This is a genomic window from Georgenia sp. Z1491 (genome assembly GCF_049856175.1).
Taxonomy (GTDB): Bacteria; Actinomycetota; Actinomycetes; order Actinomycetales; family Actinomycetaceae; genus JB111.
The window spans coordinates 1-23,363 of record NZ_JBNDNA010000015.1 but is presented as its reverse complement, the minus strand read 5'-3'; the positions used below and the strand labels follow the sequence as shown (position 1 = coordinate 23,363).

Annotated in this window: 17 protein-coding genes; 2 read left to right on the top strand and 15 right to left on the bottom strand. The window is 71.2% G+C overall.

Annotated features, from left to right (window positions below; genetic code table 11):
- Nucleotides 1–139: 139 nt before the first annotated feature.
- From ACPYO4_RS13780 to ACPYO4_RS13710, 15 genes are all read right to left on the bottom strand, one after another.
- Entirely contained in the window at nucleotides 140–988 is an 849-nt protein-coding gene (locus ACPYO4_RS13780; protein WP_425709825.1) for a fumarylacetoacetate hydrolase family protein, read from the bottom strand.
- 5 nt (nucleotides 989–993) lie between these two features.
- Nucleotides 994–1,371 carry a RidA family protein gene (locus ACPYO4_RS13775; RefSeq protein WP_425709824.1) on the bottom strand — a complete coding sequence of 126 codons (378 nt, stop codon included), beginning with the start codon at nucleotides 1,369–1,371 and terminating at the stop codon, nucleotides 994–996.
- Nucleotides 1,372–1,383: 12 nt separating this feature from the next.
- Nucleotides 1,384–2,496, bottom strand: coding sequence for an alanine racemase (locus ACPYO4_RS13770; protein WP_425709823.1), 1,113 nt, complete (start codon nucleotides 2,494–2,496; stop codon nucleotides 1,384–1,386).
- Between the two features lie 58 nt (nucleotides 2,497–2,554).
- Nucleotides 2,555–3,400, bottom strand: a complete 846-nt coding sequence (locus ACPYO4_RS13765) for a PIG-L deacetylase family protein (protein ID WP_425709822.1) — start codon at nucleotides 3,398–3,400, stop codon at nucleotides 2,555–2,557.
- A 124-nt stretch (nucleotides 3,401–3,524) separates the two neighbouring features.
- Nucleotides 3,525–5,180: an ABC transporter ATP-binding protein gene (locus ACPYO4_RS13760; RefSeq protein WP_425709821.1), complete on the bottom strand. Its 1,656-nt coding sequence runs from the start codon at nucleotides 5,178–5,180 to the stop codon at nucleotides 3,525–3,527.
- 1 nt (nucleotide 5,181) lies between these two features.
- A complete protein-coding gene (gene opp4C / locus ACPYO4_RS13755) occupies nucleotides 5,182–6,087 on the bottom strand; it encodes an oligopeptide ABC transporter permease (RefSeq protein ID WP_425709820.1) in 906 nt (301 codons plus the stop codon).
- Nucleotides 6,084–7,043, bottom strand: coding sequence for an ABC transporter permease (locus ACPYO4_RS13750; RefSeq protein ID WP_425709819.1), 960 nt, complete (start codon nucleotides 7,041–7,043; stop codon nucleotides 6,084–6,086). Before ACPYO4_RS13750 ends, opp4C begins: the two co-directional genes overlap by 4 nt.
- Before the next feature lie 4 nt (nucleotides 7,044–7,047).
- Nucleotides 7,048–8,664 (bottom strand): ABC transporter substrate-binding protein, encoded by a 1,617-nt coding sequence (locus tag ACPYO4_RS13745; RefSeq protein ID WP_425709818.1) that lies wholly within the window; start codon nucleotides 8,662–8,664, stop codon nucleotides 7,048–7,050.
- 68 nt (nucleotides 8,665–8,732) lie between these two features.
- Nucleotides 8,733–9,578 carry a fumarylacetoacetate hydrolase family protein gene (locus ACPYO4_RS13740; RefSeq protein WP_425709817.1) on the bottom strand — a complete coding sequence of 282 codons (846 nt, stop codon included), beginning with the start codon at nucleotides 9,576–9,578 and terminating at the stop codon, nucleotides 8,733–8,735.
- 13 nt (nucleotides 9,579–9,591) lie between these two features.
- Nucleotides 9,592–10,104: a hypothetical protein gene (locus ACPYO4_RS13735; protein WP_425709816.1), complete on the bottom strand. Its 513-nt coding sequence runs from the start codon at nucleotides 10,102–10,104 to the stop codon at nucleotides 9,592–9,594.
- Nucleotides 10,101–11,117 carry a Gfo/Idh/MocA family protein gene (locus ACPYO4_RS13730; protein WP_425709815.1) on the bottom strand — a complete coding sequence of 339 codons (1,017 nt, stop codon included), beginning with the start codon at nucleotides 11,115–11,117 and terminating at the stop codon, nucleotides 10,101–10,103. The genes ACPYO4_RS13735 and ACPYO4_RS13730 overlap by 4 nt, the downstream gene beginning before the upstream one ends.
- On the bottom strand, nucleotides 11,114–12,673 hold the full coding sequence (locus ACPYO4_RS13725; RefSeq protein ID WP_425709814.1) for an N-acyl-D-amino-acid deacylase family protein: 1,560 nt from the start codon (nucleotides 12,671–12,673) through the stop codon (nucleotides 11,114–11,116). Before ACPYO4_RS13725 ends, ACPYO4_RS13730 begins: the two co-directional genes overlap by 4 nt.
- Before the next feature lies 1 nt (nucleotide 12,674).
- On the bottom strand, nucleotides 12,675–14,000 hold the full coding sequence (locus ACPYO4_RS13720; protein WP_425709813.1) for an aspartate aminotransferase family protein: 1,326 nt from the start codon (nucleotides 13,998–14,000) through the stop codon (nucleotides 12,675–12,677).
- On the bottom strand, nucleotides 13,997–14,896 hold the full coding sequence (locus tag ACPYO4_RS13715; RefSeq protein WP_425709812.1) for an amidohydrolase family protein: 900 nt from the start codon (nucleotides 14,894–14,896) through the stop codon (nucleotides 13,997–13,999). Before ACPYO4_RS13715 ends, ACPYO4_RS13720 begins: the two co-directional genes overlap by 4 nt.
- Nucleotides 14,893–15,699 carry an IclR family transcriptional regulator gene (locus tag ACPYO4_RS13710; RefSeq protein WP_425709811.1) on the bottom strand — a complete coding sequence of 269 codons (807 nt, stop codon included), beginning with the start codon at nucleotides 15,697–15,699 and terminating at the stop codon, nucleotides 14,893–14,895. Before ACPYO4_RS13710 ends, ACPYO4_RS13715 begins: the two co-directional genes overlap by 4 nt.
- Nucleotides 15,700–15,935: 236 nt before the next feature.
- Between ACPYO4_RS13710 and ACPYO4_RS13705 the strand changes: the two genes are divergently transcribed.
- A complete protein-coding gene (locus ACPYO4_RS13705) occupies nucleotides 15,936–19,052 on the top strand; it encodes a sialidase family protein (RefSeq protein WP_425709810.1) in 3,117 nt (1,038 codons plus the stop codon).
- 118 nt (nucleotides 19,053–19,170) lie between these two features.
- On the top strand, nucleotides 19,171–23,363 hold a 4,193-nt coding region (locus ACPYO4_RS13700; RefSeq protein ID WP_425709809.1), incomplete at its 3' end, for a sialidase family protein.

Here is a 23,363-nt window from a genome sequence, read left to right as displayed (position 1 = left end):
GCGCGACACCGCGACCCGCTCCCCGATGAGCAGAAGTCCGCTCACTCGCCACTCGCCACCCGGAACGCACCGCGCTCACTCGTCAGGTGGAGCGGACCGAACCCCGCTCATTCGTCATCCGGAGCGGACAGAAGTCCGCTCACTCGTCGGAGACGAGGCGGGAACGCTGCTGGCCTAGGCCGGACACCCCCATCTCCATGACGTCCCCGGCCGCGAGGTAGGGGAAGCGACCCGACAGCGCGACGCCCTGCGGCGTTCCGGTGCTGATGAGGTCGCCGGGCTCGAGCCGGACGTACTGCGACAGCTCCTGGACGATGGTGGGCACGTCGAAGATGAGGTCGGCCGTGGTCGAGTCCTGCCGCGCCTGCCCGTTCACCGTCGACCAGATCCGCAGGTCCCCCGGGTCCACCTCGTCGGCGGGGACGAGCACGGGCCCGACGGGGCAGAACGTCGGCGCGGTCTTGCCCTTGGACCACTGTCCCAGCGAGGTGACGAGTTGGTGCTCCCGCTCCGAGACGTCGTTGCACACGACGTACCCGGCGATCGCGGCCTCGGCCTCCTCGCGCGAGGTGAGCCGACTCGCGGCGCTCCCGATCACCACGCCGAGCTCGACCTCCCAGTCGACCTTCTCGGCGCCCGGGGGGATGACGACGTCGTCGAAGGGCCCGACGACGGTGTTGGGGTGCTTGAGGAAGACGATGAGCTCGCTGGGCGGCTCGGACCCGGACTCCGCGGCGTGCGCCGCGTAGTTCTGGCCGATGCAGAGCACCGCGGTGGGACGGGCGATCGGCGCACCGACGCGTTCGCCCTCGACGTCCACCTGGGGCAGCTCCCCGGCGGCGAGCGCGCGGGCGACGCGGCCGATCCCGTCGTCCGCGAGGAAGGCGCCGTCGATGTCTGTCGTGAGGCCGTCCAGCGCGTAGGTGGTGCCGTCCTGCCGGACGACGGGCCGTTCGCTGCCGGCCGCGCCGATGCGCATGAGCTCCATGCGCGTCACGCGCCCGGAGACAGGGCGACGACCGCATCGATCTCGACCAGGAAGCCGCTGAGGTCGGCCTGGATCGACGTGCGCGCCGGGTAGGGCTCGGACAGATGCTCCTTCGAGACCTCGTTGAACTCGGGCCAGTCGGCCATGTCGTTGAGGTAGACGCCGATGCGGACCGCGTTCGTCATCGACGTGCCCGCCGCATTGGCGACAGCCTCGAGGTTGGCGAACGTCTGCCGGACCTGGTCCGCGAACGTCTCACCGACCAATTTGCTGTCGGCGTCGAACGGGCCCTGCCCCGCGAGGAACAGGAAGCCGCCGCTGACGATGCCGGACGAGTAGGGGCCGGCGGGTGCCGGTGCGGTGGGTGCTGAGATCTGCTGCAACGTGGTTCCTTCCTAGTGGCGGCCCAGGACGGGCCAGACGTCGACGACGATGCCGCCGTCGACGGCGAGGACGTGGTCGTGCATGTTCGTGAGCCCGCAGGCGTGGTTCGGGCGGATCCGGACGAGGTCACCAACCCTCAGTGGCGATGCGCCGCGGAGCACCCCGTGCTCCTCGTAGCCGGTCGCCAGCACACCCCCCGAGTCGGAGACGACGGTGCCGATCCTCCCGTCGCCGTGCAGGGAACCGTCCGAGCTCATGGCCTTGATCCCGGCGTCGACGACGACCGGATCGCCGCGCTGCGTGCTGACGACCCGGCTGAGCACGGTCGACGCGGTGTCGGCAGGGTCGACCGTGCCGATGGCGACCTGGTTCTCGTCGCCGTAGACGTACGTGCCCGGGCGGGCCTCGGTCACGCCCGCCGCGCTCGGGGCGGAGCGCGCGCCGGCGGTCGAGCCGACCGAGACGCTTTCGGGCGCGAGCTCGTCCGCCCGCAGCCGCTCGGCGACCTCCGCGAGCAGCCGACCCGCCGCCGTGCCGACCTCCATGCGGCGCTCGGGGTCGGCGCCGAGCCCCTGGACGTGCCCCTCGTGCGTGAAGACCCCCTCGAGCATGAGCCCCGGCAGGGCCGCGAGGCGCCGGGCGACCGGCAGCGCGTCGTCGGGGTCGACCCCCGTGCGCCGCAGCCCGGTGTCGACCTCGAGGCGGACCTCGACGTCGACCCCCTCGGCGGCGGAGGCCTCGGCGAGCGGACGGGCCGACTCGAGCGAGTCGACCCCGACGATCAGCCGCGTGCGCCGGGCGGCGCGCAGCGCCGTCCCGACGCGGTGGGGACCCACGGGCGGGTACGCCCAGAAGACGTCCCCGATCCCGGCGTCGACGAGCGCCTCGACCTCCGCCGCCGTCGCCGCCGTCAGCCCGACCGCCCCCGCCTCGAGCTGCATGCGCGCGACCTCGGCGCACTTGCTCGTCTTCCAGTGCGGGCGCAGAGCGACGCCGAAGTCGCGCGCGACCTGCGCCATCTGCGCGATGTTGCGACGCACCGTGGGCACGTCGATCAGCACCGCGGGGGTCGGCAGCTCGTCGATCGGGCGCCCGACGAGGTCGGGCAAGGCGGTCGTGGTCACAGACACTCCAGGGCTGATGGTCGTGGTCGTGGTCGTGGTCGTGGTCGCGGTCGGACGATCAGTCGACCGGGAACTCCCGGCGCACGTCGAACTGGGAGTACGCCACGTGGCGCGTGAGCGGGTCGGCCGCCTCGGCGTACTCCGTCAGCGGCAGCAGCGACCGGGTCTCGGCGCGGAACCGGACGTAGGGCTCGGCGAGCGCCACTCCGGCGGAGCGTCCGAACTCGCCGTTGCTCGCCTCGATGAGCTTGCGGGCGAACGGGCCGTCGTAGCCCTGGCTGGTGAAGCAGTCCATCGCCGCGATCTTGCGACCGACGACCGAGCTGATGTCGATGAAGAGGTCGTTGCGGACGCCGTAGGTGGACAGGGCGTCGCTCGCCATGACCGGGAGGCCGCCGAGGAACACCTGCTTGACGTTGACCTCCTCCTTGCCGTCGATGTTCTTGAGGAACTGGGACGCCCGGTCGAGCGCGGCGATGAGCGTCATCGTGGCGATGGTGTGGGCGGAGTTCGTCACCGCGGGGTTCTGCGGGTAGTCGGCGATGATGACGTCCGGCCGGTGCTTGGCGATGAGCTCGGCGACCTCGTCGACCATGTCCTCGCGGACGACGCTGATGGCGTCGTCGTGGTCGAGGAACTCGATCGTGCCGATCCCGACGAACTCGGCGGCGCGGCGCAGCTCGCCCTTCTTGTTCTCGATGATCTCCGCCCGGTCGGCCGCGAGGAGCGCCTGGTCGGCGTCCGACTTGCGTGCCTCCTCGGCGTAGACGTTGGGGTGGATGCGGCCGCCGTGCGTGAGGATCACCGCGACGATGTCGTCACCGGCGTCGGCGTGCAGCGCGAGCGTGCCTCCGCAGTTGGTGATGGTGTCGGCGGGATGGGCGTAGACGGTCATGACGCGCATGGGTGTGCTCCTTGGTCGGACTGCTTGGACTGCTTGGACTGCTCGGACCGATCAGGCTGATCGGACTGCTCGGGTGGATCGGCCAGCTCGAACTGCGCCGGCCGATCGGACTACTCGGACGGTGTTAGACGGTGACGGTGTGGCGGGCCCGCTGACGGGCGGGGTCGGGGATCGGCGCGGCGTCGATGAGGCGGCGCGCGTACGCGGTCTGCGGGTCGTTGAGGACCGAGCCCGCCTCGCCCTGCTCGACGATCTGCCCGTGCTGCAGGACGACGACGCTCTCCGAGAGCAGCTCGACGACCGCGAGGTCGTGACTGATGAAGAGGCACGAGAAGCCCAGGCTCTGCTGGAGCTCCTGGAACACGTCGAGCACGGCGGCCTGGACCGAGACGTCGAGCGCGGAGGTCGGTTCGTCCGCGATGAGCAGCTCGGGATCGAGCGCCAGTGCGCGGGCGATGCCGACGCGTTGCCGCTGGCCGCCGGAGAGCTCGTGCGGGAAGCGCGTGCTCCACGCGGCGGGCAGCTGCACCTGCTCGAGCAGCTCGACGACCCGGGCGCGGCGCTCGGCGCGGGACATCTCGCGCCGGTGCGCCACGAGCGGCTCGGCGACGCACTCGCCGATCGTCATCCGTGGGTTGAGGGACGACGCCGGGTCCTGGAAGACCATGCCGTAGTTCGCGCGTGATCTGCGCGCGGCACCGCCTCGCAGGTCCTTGAGGTCGACGTCGCCGACCCGGATGCTGCCGGACGTGATCGGGGCGAGCCCGACGATCGCCTTGCCGATCGTCGACTTGCCCGATCCCGACTCGCCGACGAGCCCGACGACCTTCCCCTCGGGCACCGAGAAGCTGACGCCGTCCACCGCGGTGATGCCATGCTTGCGCCAGCCGCGTCGGTACTGCACGACGAGGTCCCTCACCTCGAGCGCGGTCGGTTCCGCGCTTTCCGGCCCGCCGTGCTCCGCCACCTCGCCCGACGGCTGGGGGACGGCGTCGAGCAGCTTGCGCGTGTACGGGTGCTGCGGGGAGGCGAAGAGTGCCTCGGCCTCGCCCGTCTCCACGACCTTCCCGTCCTTCATCACGACGATGCGGTCGGCCATGTCGGCGATCACTCCCATGTCGTGCGTGATGAGCATGATCGACAGGCCCCGTCGCTCGCGGAGCTCGCGGAGGAGGGTGAGGATCTCCGCCTGGATCGTCACGTCGAGGGCCGTGGTCGGCTCGTCGGCGATGATGAGGTCCGGGTCGTTGATGAGCGCCATCGCGATGACCGCCCGCTGGCGCATGCCGCCGGACCACTGGTGCGGGTACTGCTTCGCCCGGTCGGCGGGGTCGGGCACGCCGACCCGCTCAAGGGTCTCGACCACGCGTGCGCGTGCCTCCGACCGGGAGGCACGCGGGTGGTGGATCCGGTACGCCTCCGCGATCTGCGCGCCGATCGAGATCACGGGGTCGAGGGTCGTCATGTGGTCCTGGAAGACCATGGCGATGCGGCGTCCGCGGATCCTGCGCATCCGGCCCGAGCCGAGCGTGGCGAGGTCGACGCCCTCGAAGTCGATGCCTCCGCCGACGATGCGCGCGCCGGGTGGCAGGATCCTCAGCACGCTGAGGGCGGTCATGCTCTTGCCGGAGCCGGACTCGCCGACGACGCCGACGATCTCCCCCTCGTTGACCTCGAGCGCCACGTCCTCGAGGATGCGCGCCTTGCCGTGCGGGGTGGCGATGTCGAGCGTGAGGTCGCGCACGGCGAGCAGGGGCCCGGATGAGGTCTCGTTCGTCATGTCAGCTGTTCTTCCGCGGGTCGATGGCGTCTCGGACGCCGTCCCCGATCGCCATCGCCGACAGGACGGTGACGGCGATCATGAGACCGGCCGGCACCCACAGCCACGGCATGGACGACAGGACGGTGAGGGACTGCGCCTCGTTGAGCATGTTTCCCCAGCTCGACTCCGGCGGCTGGACGCCGGCGCCGAGGAACGACAGGGAGGACTCCAGCAGGACGGACTCGGCCACGAGCAGGGTCGCCGAGACCACGATGGGGGGCAGCACGCCCGGCACGAGGTGCCGGAAGAGGATGAACCCGGTCCGCGAGCCGAGCGCCCGGGCGGCCTGGACGAACTCCTCCTCGCGCAGGCTGAGGACCACGCCCCGGGCGATGCGGGCCGGCGTCGGCCACGCGAGTCCGGCGATGACGATGATGAGCATCGGCACGCTCGGGCCGATGATGCCGGCGAGGACGATGATCACCAGGACCGGCGGCACCGACAGCATGATGTCGATGACGCGGCTGATGATCCCGTCGACGATCCCGCCGAACCACCCGGCGACGACGCCAGCGAGCGTGCCGATCACCACCGCCATGAGGGCGGCGAGGAAGCCCACCATGAGGGAGATCTGACCGCCCGCGAGCAGGCGGCTGAAGACGTCGCGGCCGGTCGAGTCGGTGCCGAGCCAGTGCTCGCCGGACGGCGCCTGCCGGGTGTTCGTCAGGTCGATCTCGTTGGGCGGGTACGGGCTGATGAACGGGGCCAGCGCGCTTGCCAGCACGATGATCACCAGGGCGACCACGCCGATCACCGCGGCCGGGTTCTTGAGGAACCGACGCAGGGCGAGCTTGTCCGGCGAGGACTCCTGCGGGGTCGGGGCGAGGTCGACGGTCGAGGCGGGGAGCTGGTCGTTGCTCGTCATCGTGCTTTCCTCACCCTCGGGTCGATGATCGTGTAGGACAGGTCGGCGATGAGGTTGCAGATCAGGACGAGCACCGCGATGTACAGCCCGAACCCGATGAGGACCGGGTAGTCGCGCTGCCCGAGGGCGTCGATCGCGAGCTGCCCCATCCCGGGCCACGAGAAGATCTGCTCGAGCACGACCGCGCCGGACAGGGCGACCGGGATCGTCATCGCCAGCACCGTGACGAGCGACATGAGGCTGTTGCGCAGCGCGTGCCGCAGCGCCCGCGCCTGGGTCCCGCCTTTCGCGATGATCGTGCGGACGTAGTCCTTGTTCAGCTCCTCGAGCACGCCGCTGCGGACGTAACGGATGAAGTTGGCCGCGTTGGCCAGCGCGAGCAGGCCGACCGGCATGACCATGTGGCGCAGCAGGTCGCCGATGTCGTCCCGGCCGCTGCTGTACATCCCCGAGGAGGGGAGCCAGCCCAGCTGCACCGCGAAGACGTAGATGGCGAGCATGCCGAGGAAGAAGCTCGGGACGGCGATGGCGACGACGCTCACCGAGCTGATCGTGTAGTCCGCGACGGTGTTGCGTCGCACGGCAGCGATGACGCCCGCCGGGATGGCGACGATCAGGCCGATGGTCATCGCGCTGCCCATGAGCAGGGCGGTCGGGCCGAGCCGGTCGGCGAGCAGCTCGCCGACCGGCCGGCCACCGTTGTACGAGTATCCGAGATCTCCCGTCATGAGCCCGCCGAGCCAGTGCCAGAACTGCACCACGACCGGCTGGTCGAGACCGAACCGCTCGCGGACCGACGCGATGTACGCGTCCCGCTGGGCCCCCGCCAGCTCCGGCGGCACCATCATCTCGATGGGGTCACCGGGCGCGAGCCGGGTGAGGGCGAACAGTCCGACGGCGATGAGCAGGAAGACGGCCACGCTCGAGAGGAGACGTGGGACGAGAGCTCTCAGCATGCAATCAGTCCGTCACGGTCCACTCGGCGGCGTTCCAGAAGCCGTTGGCGAAGTCGCCGTGCGGCTCGAAGCCCTGCAGGCGGTCACTCACCGCCCAGGGGGTGTCGGGGACGTAGAGCCACAGGTAGGGCACCAGCTGGTTGTCGAGGCGGACGGCGTCCTGGTAGATCGTCTCGCGCTCGGCCTCGTCGGCCGTGACGGCACCCTGGTTGAGCAGCTCGTCGAGCTCCTCGTTGCAGAACAGGGACGTGTTGCCGCCGGCCGGGAAGATGGCGTCGCAGCGCAGGGCGTTGGCCGAGACCGTCGGGTCGGGGGTGTACGTGCCGCCGCCCGAGATCATGAGGTCGTACTCGGCGTTCTCGATCATGCTCAGCTGGTTCGCCTCCTCGATCTGGTTGGCCACGACGTTGATGCCGATCGCGCCGAGGTTCTCGATGACGACCTGGACGGCCGCGTCACGGTCGGCGGTGCCCGGGATCCAGCTGATCCGGAGCTCCTGGTCGAAGTCGAAGCCGGCCTCCTCGAGCAGGGCCGTGGCCTCCTCGGGGTTGTAGTCGTAGGTCTCGAGGTCGTCGGGGATCGCCCAGGGCGTCATGATCGTGCTGTTGAGGACCTCGCCGTGGCCCCCGAGGATCCCGTCGATGATGCCCTGGCGGTCGATGGCCATGAGGAGTCCCTGGCGGACCCGCTCGTCGTCGTACCGCTCGAAGTTGACGAGCAGGCGGAGGAACCCGGGCGACGGCGCCGAGCTGACGGTGACGCCGTCGAGCCCCTCGACCGTCTCCAGGTCCTGCGGCGCGATCTGGACGAGGTCGGTCTCGCCCGTGGCGAGCTGGGCGGTCGCGACGTCGCTGGTGAGCATCTGGAGGTAGAGCGTGTCGATGCCGACCTCTGTCCAGTAGTTGGGGTTCGCGTCGAGGACGACGTTCTGGTCGACGTTGAACTCGCGCATCACGTAGGGCCCGGAGCTGACGGGGGGCAGGTCGAAGAACTCGTCCTCCATGATCGAGGCGGGCTCGACGTCGCCCAGGACGTGCTCGGGGAGGATCCCGAAGCCGCTGCCGAACAGGGCGAGAAAGCCGGGGGTGGGCTCGGTGAGGTTGATCGTCACGGTCTGGTCGTCGTCCGCCACGATGCCCTCGAGCGTGTCGGCCGCGCCCTCCTGGACCTCGTCGAAGCCCACGACGCCCTGGAAGGGCGCGGTGTTGGGGCTGGCGACGTCGGGGTTGGCGAACAGGTTGTACGTGAAGACGACGTCGTCCGCGGTGATCTGCTCTCCGTCGCTCCACTCGAGCCCGTCGCGCAGGTGGAAGGTGTAGGACGTGGCGTCGTCGTTCACGTCCCACGACTCCGCGATCCGGGGGACCGGCTCGAAGTCGGGTCCCACGTTGAACAGGGCGTCGTACACCAGCGTCATCGTCAGCTGCTCGGCACCCTGCCCGGGTGCCAGCGGGTTGAACTGGACGGGGGACTGGTACAGGTAGAGGTTGGCGGACGTCGGGTCGCCCCCGTCCGATCCGGCCTCGCCGCCGCCGTTGTCGTCGCCACCTCCTCCGCAGGCGGTCAGCAGGGCTGTGGAGAGGCCGAGTGCGACGGCCGTCCTGGCGATTCGTGATCGCATGATTGCTCCTCGTGGTGGGTGGAACAGCCTGATCTGCGTCGATCAGGCCCGGGGGCTCCGGGCGGCGGCTACGCCGCCACGACTGGGGTGGTGAGGGACCCGAGTCCCTCGACCGCGGCGACCATGGTGTCGCCGGGCTGGAGGAAGACGCCGGTGGTGGCACCGACGCCGGACGGTGTGCCGGTGAGAATGATGTCCCCCGGGTTGAGGGTCATGAGCCGCGAGCTGAACGACACCAGCTCGGCGACGGTGTGGACCATGTCGGACGAGCTGCCCTGCTGCATGACCTGGCCGTTGAGCTCGAGCGTGAGCCCGAGGTCCTGGGGGTCCGGCACCTCGTCGCTGGTGACGAGGTAGGGGCCCAGGGGCGCCGAGCCGTCGAGCCACTTGCCCTCGAGCCAGTCGAAGAAGCCGGTCATGGCCTCGCCGTCGCGGGGCACGCCCAGGTCGAGGCTGCGCGCCGAGATGTCGTTGCTCGTGGCGTAGCCGAACACGTGGTCCAGCGCGTCGCCCACCGGCACGCCCTGCGCGCGCCAGCCGATCACCGCGGCGATCTCCACCTCCCAGTCGAGCTGGGTGGTGATGGGATTGAGGGCGACCGGGGCGTCCGGGCCCGTGATCGCCGTGTCGGGCTTGAGGAAGAGGCGCGGCGTCGCGGTCGTCTGCTTCCGCGCCTCGAAACCTGCCTCCTTGACGTGCTCCTGATAGTTCGCGGCGACCGCGAGCACCTTGCCCGGCGCCAGCAGGGGAGCGAGGAGGCGCGCGCCGGCGAGCGGGCGGCGCCCGACCTCCGTCGCGCCGGTCTCGCCCCGGACCACGGCCGCCAGGTCGCCGTCGCCGGCCACGACGATCTCGTCACCCTCGACGTACCCGTGCCGGACGGTGCCGCCGTCGTCGAACGTCAGCCACTTCATGTCCTGTTCTCCCTCACCAGTTGGTCGTTACCGTGCGGCCCGACCGCGCGGAGTCGGCGATCGCGGACAGGGCGTCGGTCGTGTCCTCCGGCGGGACCTGCGCGCCGGGCACCCCGAACGGCACCCGCGTGGTCCCGGCCGCGGTGCGGACGTCCAGCAGCGGGCGCAGCAGGTCCACGACCACGGAGCCGTGCGTGCCGACGAGCCGGATCGCCGCGTAGAGGTGCTCGCCGCCGTCGCCGTCGACGAGCGAGAGGTGCGCGCTCACGGCGATCCCGTGGCTCGCCCGCCCGAGGAACGTCGTCGCGCCCCCGTCCGCGGCGGAGTGCGCCTGGAAGTCGACCGACGTCGGGCCGGTCGCGGCGCGCAGGACGCCGATCGCGTCCGGGCCGAGCACGCTCAGCGCGTCCCCCTCGCCGACCGCGACGACGTCGAGCGCCGCTGCCCGCAGGAGCCCGAGCTCGCCGGAGTGCATCGCCGCGAGCGCGCGGACGAGTCCGGGCCGGGTGGTGAGCGTGCCGGTCATGCCGTTGCTCCGATCGTCATCGTGCGGCCCTCGCGGAGCGAGGCCTCGGACGCGGCGGCGACGTCGACGGCGTGGATCGCCGCCGACACGGGTGGGACGACCTCGACCTCGCCGCGCGCCGCGGCGGCGAACGCCTCGAGCTCGCGGACGAAGGTGCGGCCGCCGGAGCCGTCGACGCCCCACGCCGTGAGGCCGGTGTCGGTCCAGGCGAGGACGCCCTCGGCGTCCCACGAGCGTGAGAGGACGCCCTCGGTGCCCACGACGGTGAGCTCCAGGTAGCCGGCGCTGCGGGGGAGCTCGCCGCGGCTGATCTCGCACACCCCCGAGGCACCGCTCGCGAAGCCGAGGCCCATGACCAGGTAGTCGTGGATCTGGAGCGCCTCGCTCGTGGCGTGCTGCCCGACCGAGAAGACGCTCGTCGCCGGCTCGCCGATCCACCAGCTCGCGAGGTCGATGAGGTGGACGCCGTTGTGCAGCGAGTGACCGCCGGAGAGCTCGGGGTCGAGCACCCAGGCCTGCCAGCCGGGCCAGATCCAGCCGCCGTTCATGACGACGCGGACGAACCGCGGCGTGCCGATGTCGCCGGAGTCGATGACCTCGCGGATCGCCAGGCTCTGGTCGGTGAACCGGTGGCTGTGGCCCACGGCGAGCGCGAGGCCGCGTGCGTCGGCCTCGGCCGCGACGCGTCGCGCACCCTCGGGCGTCAGCGCCAGGGGCTTCTCCATCAGCAGGTGCCGACCCGCCGTGAGGACCTGGAGGCCGAGCGCCTCGTGCGTCATGTTCGGGGTGCAGACGATGACGGCCTCGACGGCGTCGTCCGCGAGGAGCTCGTCGACCGACCCGTAGCCGGCGCACCGCTCCGTGTGCGCCACCTCGGCGGCGCGGTCGGCGTCCAGGTCGCACACGGCGACGAGCCGTGCGCCCGTCATGGTGCGCAGCGCGGCCATGTGGGACAGCGCGATCCCGCCGACCCCCACGATCCCGACGCCCAGGGGCGTTCCTTGCTCGGTCACTGCTGGCCCTTCCTGATGAGAGTGCCCGGACGCGCACCGGTGCGGCGCCCGTGCTCGGTGACGGCCGTGCCGCCCACGTAGACGTGGTCGAGCCCCACGGAGGTCTGCGCCGGCTGGGCGAACGTCGCCGCGGAGTCGAAGGTGAGGTCGTCGAGCACGACCAGGTCGGCGCGGTGGCCCTCGACGATGCCGCTGGTGAGGCCGGCGCGCGCCGCCGGCGCGGTGGTGAGGCGTCGGACGGTCTCGCCGACGGGCGTGCCGCGTCGCCGCATCCGCCGGTAGCCGGCGGAGAAGGCGCCCCAGGAGCGGGGGTGCGCGACGGACGACAGGTGCGTGCGGTTCAGCGCCGTGCCGTCGGAGGCGACCGAGATCCAGGGGGTGTCGAGCGCCAGGTCGACGTCGCTCCACCGTCCGCTCTCCACGGCGACGTCGACGAGCCCGTCGTTGGCCACCAGCAGGTCGGCGAGCCATACCCAGGGGTCGCCGTCAATCTCGGTCAGATCCTTGCCCACGGCCTCGGGCGTCGCCGTCGCCTTCATGACGAGGATCTGGTGGAGGGCGTAGCCGGCGGCCGCGAGGAGGTCGGCGATCGCGCCCGGAGAGGTGAGGCAGGCGTCGACGACCGCGTCCGGTCCGGCCGCGCGCAGCTCCGGAGGCAGCAGCTGGATGAGCGTGGTGTGTCCGTGGACGTACGGGTACGCGTCGGCCGCGATGTCCGCCGACCCCTGCAGCGTCTCGACGTGGTCGAGCACCTCCGGGAATCCGTCCTCCCCGCCGATGCCCCGCAGGTGCGAGATCTGCAGCCGCGGTCCGCCGTCGTGCACGGCGCCGGCCACCTCGTCGATCGACCCGCGCAGGGCGCTCGTGCGGTAGTCGCGCAGGTGCGCCGACAGCAGTCCGTCATGGGCGGCGACGATGCGCGCCACCGAGGCGAGCTCGTCGGCGCGCGCCGACTCGCCGGGGGCGTACATGAGCCCGAGGCTGACCCCCACGACGCCGGCCGCGAAGGCGCCGGCGACCTCGCGCTCGAGCGCGGCCAGCCCCGCGCCGTCGAGGGCGTCCGTGCTGGTGCCGGCCACGGCGAACCGCGCGGACCCGTGGCCGACGTGGGCGGCGACGTTGGTCGCGGTGGGGCAGTCGTCGAGCGCCTGGAGCCAGCCGGCGACGTCGCTCCAGGTCCACTCCAGGTCGGGCGTGACGTCGATGGTGCTGATGACCTTCTGCAGGCCGGTGAGGTCGGCGCCCACCGGGGCCGGAGTCATGCCGCAGTTCCCGACCACCTCGGTGGTCACGCCCTGGCCGATCCGGCTCTCGTTGTCCGGGTAGGCGAGCAGGCTGAGGTCGGAGTGGCAGTGGATGTCCACGAAGCCGGGGGCGACGACCCGCCCCGCGCAGTCGACGATCTCCGCGTCGTACCCGCCGGCGGGTCGCTCGCCCGCCGGGACGACGGCAGCGATCCGCTCCCCGGCGACGACGACGTCGCCGAGGAAGGGGTCACCACCGAGCCCGTCGGCGACGAGGCCTCCGCGCAGCACGGTCGTCGGAGTCGGGGACATGTCAGACCGCGGCCTTCGGGTGCGCGAACAGCCCCTCGTGCGCCATGGCGACGAGGACCTCCTCGGCCTGCGCGAGGGTGCGGTCGACGTCCGCCTCGGTGTGCGCGAGCGAGATGTGGTTCCGCTTGAGCGCCATCGGGTACATGAACGAGCCCTTGTCGATCATGCGCCGCTGGAACGTGGCGTAGGCCTGGTCGTCGTTGCGCAGCAGGTCGCGGTACCCGCGGACCTCGCCGTCGAGGAAGTACGGGATGAACACGGAGCCGAGCCCGGTGATGTGCGCGGCGATGCCGTGCTCGTCGGCGATTCCCTGGAGGCCCGTGCGCATGCGGTCACCGAGGCGGCCGACGTGGCCGTAGAAATCGACCTCGGGGTCCTTGAGCACCTCGATGGTGGCGATCGCGGCGGCCATCGACGCGGCGTTGCCGTTGAACGTGCCCGCCAGCATGACCGTGCCGCCCGCGGGCGTGAAGTGCGACATGACGTCGCGGCTGCCGGCCAGCCCCGCGACCGGGAACCCGTTGCCCATCGCCTTGCCGAACGTGGTGAGGTCCGGCGTGACGCCGCACAGCTCCTGGTAGCCGCCGAGCGCGTGGCGGAAGCCGGAGATCACCTCGTCGAAGATGAGGACGCTCCCGTGCGTCCGGGTGAGAGTGCGCAGGCCCTCGAGGAAGGACTGCTCGGGCAGGAGCGCGCCGACGTTGTGCGGGACGGGCTCGAGGATCACGGCCGCGATCTGCCCGGGGTGCTGGGCGAACAGCTCCTCGACCGAGGCGAGGTCGTTGAACTCGGCGACGAGCGTGTGGTCGATGGCGTCGTCGAGGATCCCGGACGAGTTCGGGTCGCGCTTCCACGCGAGCTCGGGCGCGGAGATGACGTTGCGGGCGAGCGCGTCGTAGGACCCGTGGAAGTTGCCCTGGAACTTGAGGATGTACGGGCGCCCCGTCGCGCCGCGCGCGAGGCGGACCGCCTGGAACGTCGCCTCCGAGCCGCTCATGGTGGAGATGGTCATCTCGGCGCTCGGGATGGCGTCGACGACCAGCCGTGCCAGCTCCACCTCGAGCTCGGTCGTGCCGACGCCCACGAGGTCGATGTCGGCGATGGCGCGCGTGACGGCGGCGTTGACCCGCTCGTCGCTGTGCCCGAGGAGGATCGCGCCGAACGCGGCGTGGTAGTCGGTGTAGACGCCGCCGTCCATGTCGGTGATCGTGGCGCCGTGCGCGGATCGCCAGGCCCAGGGGGCGCCGATGCTGCGGGTGGCGGAGTTGACCCCGCCCGGGATGAGGCGCTCTGCCGCCTCGGCGAGGCCGCGGGAGACGGATGTCACGTGGTGCTCCTTGGTGTCGACGACCGGGCGTCGACCTGGTCGGTGCTGGTTCGGGGGTCGGCGAGCCCGAGCATCTGCAGGGCGTCGCAGTGGATGATCCGTTCGACCGTGTCGTCATTGACGAACGGCAGGTTCCCGGCGCGGAACGTGGCGATCGAGCGCAGGTTCGCGAGGGCTTCGACGGGCGTCCAGAGCGGGTAGTCGGAGCCGAACACGAGCTTGTCGACCGTGCCCCACTCCTGGGCCCCGACGAGCGCGAAGAAGGCGTCCATCGGGCGCGAGGGGACCCCCGAGACGTCGGCGAACACCCGCCGGTTCTTGCGCAGCACCACGTTCGTGTCGCGCTGCCACGGGTGACCCATGTGCGCCATCACCTGGGTGAGGTCCGGGTGCCGGCGGGCGACCTCGTCGATCACCATCGGCTGGCTCACCGCGAGACGGCCGACCGGGCTCGGCGTGGCGCCCATGTGCCACAGCGCCACCATGCCGTGGGACCTCAGCGTCGTGTAGAACTCGTCGAACTCCGGGGCGAGCGGGTCGAACAGCGAGAGCACCGGGTAGAGCTTCACGCCCTGGAACCCGAGCCCGATCGCCTCGTCGAGCTGGTCGCGCCAGTCGGTGTCGAGCGGGTCGATCGAGCAGAACGGGATCGCCGGTGTCCGCATCCGCGAGACGAAGTCGGCGACGAAGGCGTTCGGCGTGCGCACGCCGGCCTGTGACGCCGAGAGCCCGAAGACGACCGCGACGTCGACCCCCGCGTCCTGCATCACCTGGTCGTACGACTCGGGCGTGACCACCGGGTACGGCTCGCCGCCGTAGGCGCCCTGCCAGTGGTCCTCGTGCTCGCGGCCCCAGTGCTCCGGCTGGTGGCAGTGGCTGTGGACGTCGACGATCATGCGACGGTCATCCTGGTGCGCAGCGGATCGAGCGCCGCATCGAACCCCGGCCGGGCGACGAGCTCGGTCGCCGCCGCCCTCAGGACGGGCAGGAGCTGCTCGCGGGCGGGATCCTCGAGCTCGGCGCTCGGGGCGGAGACGGACAGGGCGAGCGTGGGAGTGCCGTGCGTCGGCAGCAGGACGGCCATGCAGGTGACGCCGCGGTTGCGTTCCTCGTCGTCGACGCTGTAGCCGGCCTGCCGGATCCGCTCGAGCTCGGCGACCATGCCGGCCCGCGTCGTGATGGTGCTCGCGGTCCAGCTCGAGTAGGGCTCCGACTCCGGCAGGTGCGCGTCGATGTCGTCCTCGGGGAGCACGGACATGAGCAGCTTGCCGAGCCCGGTGCAGTAGGCGTAATCGAGTGTGCCTCCCGTCGCGAACCGGAGCGCACGTTGCGGCTCGGCCACGTGCAGGTGGAGGACCGAGGGCCCTTCGAGCACGCCGAGGTTCGCCGTGAAGCCCACCTGGTCGGCGAGCCGGGTGAGGACGGGAGCCGCGACGTCGGACATGCTCGGCGGCCGGTAGCCCTCGGCGATCTCGTGGACGGCGTGCCCGATCGAGTAGGCGGGGTGCTCGCCGGACCTGCGCACGAACCCCTCCTCCTCCATGACGAGCAGGAGGCGCACGGCGGTCGACTTCGGCAGCTTGAGCTCCGAGGCGATCGCGGCGAGCGTCAGCGGGGTGCTCGCCTTGCCGAGGAGTCGCAGAATCGCAAGGGCTCGGTAGAGCCCCTGCGAGTGATACGACTTGGCACGCTGTTCCATGTCGGGGAACGTAACAGTCGACCGCTGACATGGAAAGTCATTCCATGTCACGAAGCGATCACGCGACATGGCACACTGCCAGGCCCGCGGCGCGGCGCTGCGCCGGCTCGGCGGGGGGTTCGGATGGTCGATTGGCCGGTGAACGTCACGATCAGATCACGCAACATGGGGCTCTCGACATGGAACGGCGGTCCATGCTGATAGTTGCGCCTCAAAGGTCGGCAAAGGAGCCACTCGTGATCACCCATCCCCTGGACAGTGACAACCATTCGAGCCGGCACCGGCCCGGGCGCCGGCGCCGGACGCCGGGCATCGCCACCGCCGCGCTCCTCGGCCTGGCCCTGACGGTGCTGCCGGGCGGTGTGGTGCCGGGCTCGCCCGCCGCGGCAGCGCCGGCCGACGGCGCCGTGCGCACGTTCGATGACGAGCCGTTGGGGGAGCCGCCCGCGGACTGCCGGATCATCGGCGACGTCACCGTCGCCGAGGCCGAGTTCGGCGGAGCGGCCGAGGGCAACCGCGCCATGCGCGTCGTCGACCAGAGCAGCGCCGTCTACACCCGCGCATGGTGCGACTATCCGCAGACGGCCGAGCGGTCGGTGTCCTACCGCTTCTCGCCCGCCGAGTTCAACGCGGGCCCGTACGTGGCGATCCAGGGCGCCGAGGGCACCAGTGCCAACGGTGTCTGGCGGTTCACCTTCAACCGGGACGGGGACGACATCCGGATCGCGGCCTACGACGGATCGAGCTTTGCCGACGTCGCCCGGGTCGCGGGTGGTGCGGCGCTGGGCGAGTGGGTGGACGTGACGATCAACGCCACCACCGAGCGCGCGGAGATCATCGTCGACGGTGTCCGGTTCGAGACCGAGCGCCGCAACGCGGCCTCGCCCACGATGGGCGAGATCTACTTCGGCTCTGCCGGATTCAGCGCCGTCGGCGTGGACTACTACATCGACGACCTCGCCGTGTCCGGCGAGCTGCCCGACGACGCCTTCGCCGGCCTCGCCGTCGAGCCCCTCCTCGACGACTTCATCGACGCCGGCGAGATCGTGGCCGAGCCCGTCGCGCGCGTCCAGCTCCCCGAGGGGGCCGACGTCGCGGACTACACGGCGGCGGTGGAGTGGCAGGGCCAGACCGTCCCGGCCGAGCTCAGCGGCCCGGACACCGACGGCTGGGCGACCGTGTCGGTGACGCACACCTTCGAGGACGGGGACCGCGGGATCCTGCGCACCGTCGTCACCGGCCCGGACGGGACCGAGTCGGTGGCCGCGCAGTCCGTCGGCGCGAGCTCCAGGATTCAGCCGGACGTCATCATCGCGGAGGGCGACGGCGACGAGCGGCCCTTCTTCCCGGAGGTCGCACGCCTCGACGACGGACGCCTGGTCACCGTCTACTACTGGTCGAACGGGCACTCGCCGGGCGACGGCGGTGATCCCGGTCAGATCCGGTGGACCGAGAGCACCGACGGGGGGCTGACCTGGTCGGATCCTCGGGTCATCATCGACTCGGCCCACGACGACCGCGACCCGCAGATCACGCAGCTGCGCGACGGGACCATCGTGCTCACCTGGTTCCAGACGGACTGGACCGACTACCCGGCCGAGGGCGCCACGATCGACACCTACGTGGCGCGCTCCGAGGACGGGGGCCAGACGTGGTCCGATCCGGCCCTCGTGGAGTCGTCGATGAGCTGCGGCTGCGGGCCCCGCAGCGGCCACTACCTCCTCGGCTGGGCCGCCGAGTCCGGCAACGTCGTCGAGCTGGACAACGGCGACCTCCTCGTCCCCCTGTACGGGACGCGCCCCGACGCCGCGCTGGGCCGCGCCAGCGTCGTGCGCAGCACGGACGGCGGGCGGACCTGGCCCGTGGAGAACGAGGTGATGATCCCCGCGGAGCCGGGCGTCGGCCTCTCCGAGACGGAGGTGGCGGTCCTGTCCGACGGGCACCTCACCGCAGTCATCCGGCCCGGCCTCGTCAGCGAGTCGTTCGACCACGGTCGCACGTGGTCCGTCGCGAGCCCGGTCCCGTGGAGCATGCAGGCTCCCGACATCCTCACGCTGCCCGGCGGCCGGATGCTGCTCACGTACGGCGGCAACGACTACGGGTCCAGCGAACCCGTCGTCGGCCGGCTCGCGCACCCGGGGCAGGCCTGGACCGACACGACTCCCGTGCTCCTGTACATGTCGCGGCAGAACGTCGACCAGGGCGATCCGAGCTCCGCCGTCGTCTCCGGCGACGAGTACCTCACGGTGAGCTACGACACGAACATCAACGCCGTCGTCGGCACCTTCAGCTCCCTGGGTGACTATCCCGCGGACCCGAACGAGCCCGAGCCGGTGGCGGGGTCGATCACGGCGTCCGTCGAGGACGTTGACGGTGCTGCTGTCGCGGGTGGTGCGATCACGGTCGCGGGCGCCGAGGACGAGTTCACGGTGGCCGATGGCGCCGAGGCCGACCTGGCCGAGGACGACGGCACCATCACCGTGGCCGTCGAGGGTGCTGGGGACTACGACGTCACGCTCTCCGGTGTGCCGGAGGGCTACGAGCACGAGGCGGTGGCCCTGACTGCGTCCCTCACCGAGGAGACGCCGGACGTCACGCTCGACCCCTTCGTCGTCACGCTCATCGACGACGAGGAGCCGGGCGAGCCTGGTGAGCCGGAGCCGGTTCCGCCGTCGCCGGGTCGTGGGTTCTACCTCAACGACGGGTGGGGGATCTGGGCTGATCATGAGTTCAGCTTCGGTCGCCCGGGTGATGAGGTGCTGGTCGGTGACTGGGACGGCGACGGCAGCGACACGCTCGCCGTGCGCCGCGGGAACGCCTACTACCTGTCCAACACCCTCTCCGGCGGGACGGCGGACGTGGAGCTGACCTTCGGCCGCTCCGGCGACACCGTGCTCGTGGGCGACTGGGACGGCGACGGCAGCGACTCCTTCGCCATCCGACGTGGGAACAGCTACTTCCTCACCAACCGGCTCACCGGTGGGAACGCGGAGACCGAGCTGGACTACGGCCGGGCGGATGATCAGGTGCTCGTGGGTGACTACGACGCCGACGGTGCGGACACCTTCGCCGTGCGGCGCGGGAACACGTACTACGTGTCCAACTCGCTGACCTCTGGTTGGGCGGACGCGCAGTTCGACTATGGCCGGTCTGGTGACACGGTGCTCGTGGGTGACTGGGACGGTGACGGGGCGGACACGTTCGCCTCGCGTCGCGGGAACCAGTACCTCGTGTCCAACAGCCTGACTGGTGGTTGGGCGGACATCGAGCAGTTCTACGGCCGGGCCTCCGACGAGGTGTTCGTCGGCGACTGGAACGGCGACGGCTCCGACACCCTCGGAGTGCGCCGCTGACGCGCGTCCCCCGATCACCGATGCCCCCACCGCCTCCGGGCGGGCCCACACCCCCCACGCATGACCGAACGCGCCGCCACGCCGTGCCGGCCGCATCACCGAGGAGGAAGTGGAAGAGATGAAACTCCGCCAACCGCGTCCACGACGCGCCGCGCTCGCAGCGGCCGCCGTGGCCGCCTGCGCCCTGACGCTGGTGTCGGGTGCTGCCGTGCCTGGTGCGCCCGCCGCGGCGGCGCCGGCCGACGGCGCCGTGCGCACCTTCGACGACGAACCGCTCGGCGAGCCACCCGCGGACTGCCGGACCATCGGGGACGTCACCGTCGCCGAGGCCGCCTTCGGCGGCGCCGCCGAGACCAACCGGGCGATGCGCGTGGTCGACCAGGACAACGCCGTCTACACCCGCGCCTGGTGCAACTACCCCCAGACCGAGGAGCGGTCGGTCTCCTACCGGTTCTCGCCCGCCGAGTTCAACGCCGGCCCGTACGTGGCCATCCAGGGTGCCGAGGGCACCAGCGCGAACGGCGTCTGGCGGTTCACGTTCAACCGCGACGGCGACGACATCCGCGTCGCCGCCTACGACGGGTCGAGCTTCGCCGACGTCGCCACGATCCCGGGAGGTGCCACCCTCAACGAGTGGGTCGACGTCACCATCAACGCGACCACCGAGCGCGCCGAGCTCGTCCTCAACGGTGTCCGGTTCGAGACCGAGCGACGCAACGCCGAGTCGCCCACGATGGGCGAGATCTTCTTCGGGTCCGCCGGACAGAGTGCCGTCGGTGTCGACTACTACATCGACGACCTTGCCGTCTCCGGCGAGCTGCCCGAGGACGCCTTCGCCGGCCTCACCATCGAGCCCCTCTTCGACGACGAAGGTCTCGCCGTCGGCACGGAGGTCACCGACGAGCCTGTCGCGCGGTTCTACCTCCCCGAGGGAGCGGAGCTCGCGGACTACACGGCGGTCGCCGAGTGGCAGGGCGAGACCATCCCGGCCGTGCTCAGCGGGCCCGACGAGGACGGCTGGGTGACGGTGTCGATCTCGCACACCTTCGCCCAGGCCGGCGTCAACACGCTGCGCACGGTCGTCACCGACACCGCCGGCAACGAGTCCGACAGCACCCAGGAGGTCACGGTCGCCGGCGAGTTCAGCACACTGACGTTCGAGAACGACGACGTCGGCTCCGTGCCGGCCGAGTGCTCCACGCTCGACGGCTACGACCCGGCGCTCGTCAGCGACGAGGCCGCGTCCGAGGGCGAGCGCTCGCTCCGTGTGCAGGACACGAGCTCCGAGGCGGCGGTGGGCATCTCGTGCCCGGTCGCCCCCCAACAGGGCGCCTACCTCTCCTTCGACGTCAACCCCACGGCACTCGAGGGATTCACGTTCGACATCGTCGGCGACTCGCTGCTCCCGACCGGCCACCCGGCCAACTCGCTCTTCCGCCTACGAGTGATCGACGACGGCAGCATCGAGTGGTACGAGCAGTGGACCCGGACCTGGCGCGAGCTGGCTCCGGCCGGCAGCGTCCCGCTCGGCGAGTGGTCGCAGATCGAGGTCGCGGTGCCGAGTGACAACGCCGCCGCGCGGGTGAGCGTCGGAGGCGAGTACGTCGGCTCCGCGGGGTCGACCATCGGCAACAACTCGGGTGCGACCAACGAGGTCACGGCCATCACCGGGCTCGCCTTCACCACGGGCTCGACCGGCGTCGGGGCTGCGGTCGACGATCTCTTCATCGACGACGTCACGTTCGGCACGGCCGAGGAGACCCCGGCCGAGGCGGTCGGCACCGCGCCGTTCACCATCGGCGACACCGTGACGATCGACGACGACGGCGAGGATCTCGGCTTCCCCCTCGGCGGGATCCTCGTCCCGACCGACGACGGCGGACGTCGCATCATCTTCCCGTACTCGGCCAGCCCGGACCGCATCGACGCCTCCGGCTTCCTCTTCGGGATGTCGGACGACGACGGCGCGAGCTGGACCCCCGCCGTGGACCTCAACCCCATGCCGGACGCCTCGGGCATCACCGTGTCGAGGCTCCGCAACGGCGACATCATCGCGGTCGACTTCAACACGTTCATGGTGGAGGGCAGCGACAACCGCCAGGCCACCGTGGAGACCGCGATCTCCTCCGACGGCGGCACGAGCTGGGAGCACCGCGACGGTGTGCTCGACACGCCCGAGCCGATGCGGCCGATCGGCGCCACCTCACCGCGGCCGGGGACAACGCTGGGCGGCTTCGTGCTGCTCCACACCCTGCTCGAGGACCCCGACGGGACGCTGTACATCTCGGCCTACGGGTACTACGAGGGCGACGAGAACTACCGCCAGCTCCTGCTCGTCTCCGAGGACGGCGGCATCAACTGGAGCGTCCGCGGCACGGTCGCCGTGGAGGACCCGGAGCTCGCCGACGTCACGGCCTACGACGGACCGAGCGAGGGCGCGGTCGAGCGGCTCGCCGACGGTTCGCTGTACATGGTCATGCGCACCGGCTGGCACCTGCCGATGCTCCACTCGCGCTCGACGGACGACGGCGCGACCTGGAGCGAGCCGGAGCCGATCGACGTCGGCCCGGCCGGGCAGGACCTGGAGAGCGTCCAGCCCACGATGGAGATGCTCCCCTCGGGCGAGCTGCTCCTCATGGTGGGGCGGCCCGGGCTCGTGCTCACGATGTCGGAGAGCGGGCGCGGGGACGACTGGAGCGTCCCGGTCGGCGTCGACTACAACAACTCCGAGAACGGCGCCTTCACGGTGCTCGACTCGATGAACGTCGTCGTCGCCGGTGACCGCGGGCGTGTGGCGCCGTGGGAGGTGTGGTCGAGGAACGTCTCGATCGCTCCGCCGTGCGAGCAGACGATCACCGGCGCCCACGACGGATCGGTCACCGCCGGCGCGGGCGGGCTCTGCCTCGACGACGCGAACGTCTCGGGCGACATCACCGTCTCCGACGGGGGCCGGCTCATCGTGCAGGACTCCGAGGTCACCGGTTCGATCACCAGCGACGGCGCCTCCGTCGTCGCGATCTGCGGGTCCGGCGTCACCGGACCGGTGAGCATCGCTGGTACGACCGGCCAGGTCTCGGTGGGCGACACGACCGCCGGGTGTGAGCAGTCGACGATCGGGGGCACGCTCAGCGTCACCGGCACGGCGGGCCCTGTCGTCATCGACCGCTCGGAGGTCGCCGACGACGTGACGATCGCGGACAACAGCGGCCGGATGGCGACCATCCTCGCCGGTCTCACCGTCGACGGCTCGCTGGCATGCACGGGCAACGCGGTCGTTCCGACGGACTCGGGCGTGCCGATCGCAGGGGACGGTCCTCGCTACGGCCAGTGCGGCGACGACGAGGAGCCGGGCCCGGTCGACGGCTCGATCACCGCGTCCGTCCAGGACGAGGACGGTGCTGCGGTGGCCGGTGGCGAGGTCACGGTGTCCGGTCCTGAGGGGCAGGAGCTCGTGGTGGCCGATGGCACCGAGGCGGACCTGGCCGAGGACGGCGGCGTCGTCACGGTGGCTGTCGAGGGCGCCGGGGACTACGAGGTCACGCTGACCGGTGTGCCGGAGGGCTACGAGCACGAGGCGGTGGCCCTGACCGCGACCGTCTCAGAGGAGACGCCGGACGTCACGCTCGAGCCGTTCGTCGTCACGCTGATCGACGACGAGGAGCCGGGTGAGCCTGGTGAGCCGGTGCCGCCGACGCCGGGTCGTGGGTTCTACCTCAACGATGGTTGGGGGATCTGGGCGGACCACGAGTTCTCCTTCGGTCGCCCGGGCGACGAGGTCCTGGTCGGTGACTGGGACGGCGACGGCAGCGACACGCTCGCAGTCCGGCGTGGGAATGCCTACTTCCTGTCGAACAACCTGTACGGGGGCAACGCGGATGTGGAGCTGACGTTTGGTCGTGCATCCGACACGGTGCTGGTGGGTGACTGGGACGGTGACGGCGCGGATTCGTTCGCGGTGCGTCGTGGGAACAGCTACTTCCTCACCAACTCCCTGTCTGGTGGGAATGCGGAGGCCGAGCTGGATTACGGCCGGGCGGATGACCAGGTGCTGGTGGGTGACTACGACGCCGATGGTGCGGACTCGTTCGCGGTGCGCCGGGGGAACACCTACTACGTGTCCAACAGCCTGTCCTCGGGTTGGGCGGATGCTCAGTTCGACTACGGGCGGGCCGGTGATCAGGTGCTCGTGGGGGACTGGGACGGTGATGGGGCGGACACGTTCGCCTCGCGTCGCGGGAACCTGTACCTGGTGTCGAACAGCCTGACCGGTGGGTGGGCCGACATCGAGGTCCGCTACGGCCGGGCCGGCGA